The 3128-nt window shown below is 65.5% G+C and carries 2 protein-coding genes and 1 pseudogene; all 3 read left to right on the top strand.

Going from position 1 to position 3128, the window contains the following annotated elements; all coding sequences use genetic code 11:
- Positions 1 to 801 (top strand): SIS domain-containing protein (locus ACILRA_RS21475; RefSeq protein WP_395664078.1); only part of this gene is annotated, 801 nt, incomplete at its 5' end.
- Positions 802 to 811: 10 nt separating this feature from the next.
- A pseudogene (puuE, locus tag ACILRA_RS21470) lies at positions 812 to 1711 on the top strand (allantoinase PuuE); the annotation flags it as partial.
- Between the two features lie 10 nt (positions 1712 to 1721).
- Positions 1722 to 3047 carry a histidinol dehydrogenase gene (hisD, locus tag ACILRA_RS21465; protein WP_395664077.1) on the top strand — a complete coding sequence of 442 codons (1326 nt, stop codon included), beginning with the start codon at positions 1722 to 1724 and terminating at the stop codon, positions 3045 to 3047.
- Positions 3048 to 3128 lie beyond the last annotated feature (81 nt).

The raw sequence follows: 3128 nt of genomic DNA, 5'->3' as shown, positions 1-3128 counted from the left end.
GAGCTGGTGACGGCGGGCCACCAGGCGCTGGGCAAGGACTCGATCGTCGTCATCCCGTCGCTTTCCGGCACCACGAAGGAATCGGTCGCGACACTGGAGTATTGCCGCTCGAAGGGCGCCAGCATCATCTCGCTGGTGGGCCACGCGGACACGCCGCTCGGCCAGCAGGCAGACCATGCCTTCGTGAACTTCGCCGAAGATGACACATCCCCGGAGTCGTTCTATCTGCAGTCGCTGCTGATCGCGCTCTCGATCATGGCGCATCGCGGCGAGTTTGCCGGCCATGCGGCAATTTTGGCGGAGCTCTCCACGCTGCCAGCACACCTGCTGGCGGCAAAGCAGCAGTTCGAGCCGGAGGCGGAACGCCTCGCCACGGCCTTCACCGCGGAGCCCTACCACATCATCACCGCAGGCGGCGGCAGCTGGGCCCAGGCCTGGTACTACGGCATGTGCATCCTCGAGGAAATGCAGTGGATCCGCACGCGGCCCATCCATTCGGCGGACTTCTTCCATGGCACGCTGGAACTGGTGGAGAAGGGCGTCAGCGTCATCATCCTCAAGGGCGAGGACAACTGCCGGCCGCTGGCCGAGCGGGTGGAGCGCTTCGCCAGCCAGTATAGCGGCAAGGTGACGGTGCTCGATGCCGCCACCTTCGCGATGCCGGGCATCTCGCCGGAGACGCGGGCGCTGATCTCGCCCGTGATCCTCGCCACCATCCTGGAGCGGCTCTCGGCCCATCTCGAGGTGAAGCGCAACCATCCGCTGACGACGCGGCGCTACTACAAGAAGGTGTCCTACTGAGGGGAACGGCATGAGCAACTACCCGCGCGACATGAAGGGCTATGGCCGGGCCATTCCCGACCCGCAATGGCCGGATGGCGCCCACGCCGCGGTGCAGTTCGTTCTGAATTACGAGGAAGGTGGCGAGAACAACATCCTCCACGGCGATGCCGCTTCCGAGGCCTTCCTCTCCGAGATCGTCGGCGCGCAGCCCTGGCCCGGCCAGCGCCACTGGAACATGGAGTCGATCTACGAATATGGCGCGAGGGCCGGCTTCTGGCGGCTGTGGCGCATGTTCACCGGACGCCGCGTGCCGGTTACAATCTATGGCGTCGCCACGGCGCTGATGCGCTCTCCGGAGCAGGTCGAGGCCATGAAGGAGGCTGGCTGGGAGATCGCCAGCCATGGCCTGAAATGGGTCGAGCACAAGGACATGGCGGCGGAGGAAGAACGCCGCCAGATGGCGGAGGCGATCCGCATCCACACCGCGGTGACGGGCGAACGCCCGCTGGGCTGGTACACGGGCCGCTGCTCCATGAACACCACGCAGCTGGTGATGGAGGAGGGAGGGTTCCTCTATTCCTCGGACGATTATTCCGACGATCTTCCCTATTTTCTCGGCAGGCCGGATGGGAGCAGGCACCTCATCATCCCCTACACGCTGGATGCCAATGACATGCGCTTCGCCACGCCGCAGGGCTTCAACACGGGCGAGCACTTCTACCAGTATCTCAAGGACAGCTTCGACTGCCTCTATGAGGAAGGCCGGCGCGGCAGCCCGAAGATGATGTCCGTGGGGCTTCACTGCCGCCTCGCGGGACGGCCGGGCCGCGCCCTGGGCCTCGCAAAATTCATCGACTACGTTCTCTCACACGAGAAGGTGTGGATCCCGCGCCGCATCGACATCGCACGCCACTGGCACAAGACATTCGGATAATCACATGTCCATTTCCTTCCACGATCTCTCGCAGATGACGCGCACCGCGCGCGGCCAGTTGCTGAAGCGCACCGAGGCGGACCTCTCCGAATATGAGGAGAAGGTGAAGCCCATCATCCATGCGGTGCGCCATGAGGGCGATGCGGCGCTTGCCCGCTTCGCGCGCCAGTTCGACAAGGCTCCCGTCGAGGCGGATGCCATCGCCGCCACGGACGCGGACTTCGCCCGCGCCGAACGGACGCTTGACCCGCAGGTCAAGGAGGCGCTGGACTTCATGGCGGGCTCGATCCGCAGGTTCCACGAAGACCAGAAGCCCGAGGAAATGTGGTTCCATGAGATCCGCCCCGGCGTCTTCGCCGGAGACCGGACCACGCCCATTCCCTCCGTCGCGTGCTATGTGCCGCGCGGCAAGGGGGCGTTTCCCTCCTCCGTCATGATGACGTCGATCCCCGCCACGGTTGCGGGGGTGAAGGAGATCGCCATCGTCACGCCTCCGGGGCCAGACGGGCATATCGATGACGCGACGCTTGTTGCCGCGCGTATGGCGGGCGTGTCCAAAGTGTTCAAGGCGGGCGGCGCGCAAGCCATCGCGGCCGTGGCCTATGGCACAGAGACGGTGCCGAAATGCGCCAAGGTGGTGGGGCCCGGAAGCCCCTGGGTGGGGGCGGCCAAGCGCCTGCTCTCGCATGTGATCGACACCGGCACGCCGGCGGGCCCGAGCGAGCTCATCGTGCTGGCGGATGAAACGGCGGATGGCCGGCTCGCCGGCCTCGACCTCATCATCGAAGCGGAGCACGGGCCGGATTCCTCCGCCTTCCTCGTCACCTGGAGCCGCAAGGTTGCGGAGGATGCGATGGCGGCGATCCCCGAATTCTGGAAGCAGATGGGGCCGCAGCGCGTGGCCTATTCCTCGGCCGTTCTGGGAGGCCCCATGGGCGGCATTGTGCTGGCGCGCGACGAGGCGGAAGCCATTGCCTTCTGCAACGACTATGCCCCGGAGCATCTGGGCGTTCACTCGGATGAGCCTTTCCAGTATCTGGGCCGGCTGGAGCATGCAGGCGAGATCCTGCTCGGACGCCATACGCCGCCGACGCTGGGCAATTTCGTGATCGGCGTGAACCACGTGCTGCCGACGAGCGGCTGGGCAAGGACCGGCTCTCCCCTGACGGTCCATGATTTCATGAAGCGGACCTCGGTCGCCTATGTCACGGGCAAGGCCTATCCGGAGCTGGCAAGGCATGCCGAGGTGATCGCCCGCTACGAAGGCTTCGACGGCCATGCCAATGCCGTGTCCGAAACCCGCGCCAGGCTGCTGAGGACCAACCGGTGACCGGGCGCACGGGCGGGCAGATCCTCGTCGATCAATTGAAGATTCATGGCGCCAGCCATGTCTTCTGCGTGCCTGGCGAAA

Origin of the sequence: Aestuariivirga sp., assembly GCF_044239095.1 — a bacterium.
Taxonomy (GTDB): domain Bacteria; phylum Pseudomonadota; class Alphaproteobacteria; order Rhizobiales; family Aestuariivirgaceae; genus Aestuariivirga.
This window is presented reverse-complemented; position numbering and strand designations above follow the sequence as displayed.